Genomic DNA, 231 nt, shown 5'->3' with positions numbered 1-231 from the left:
TCCGCGCCCTGCGGGGGGGGGAGGGGGGTCCGATCCGGGCCCCCGCCCTCCCCAACGCGGCCGCGGGCCTGCCGGCCTGGCCCCGTGCCGCGGTCGCGCCGCTGATGGAGCGGCTGGCGGCCAACATGGCGCGGGCCGCCGAGGCGGTCGCCTCCCGCGCCGCGCGTGGCGTCCTGGCCCGCTGGGTCGCCCCCTCCAGGGCCTGGGGGTGGGGGCGGCTCGTAGCTATGC

At 82.7% G+C, this 231-nt stretch carries 1 pseudogene; it reads left to right on the top strand.

Annotated features, from left to right (window positions below):
- Positions 1-231: pseudogene (locus tag KVS67_RS13620) on the top strand (hypothetical protein); the annotation flags it as partial.

This window comes from Micrococcus sp. GbtcB5 (assembly GCF_019091605.1).
Classification (GTDB): domain Bacteria; phylum Actinomycetota; class Actinomycetes; order Actinomycetales; family Micrococcaceae; genus Micrococcus; species Micrococcus luteus.
Note: the sequence above shows the minus strand (reverse complement) of the source record. Positions and strands in the feature narration are given on the sequence as shown.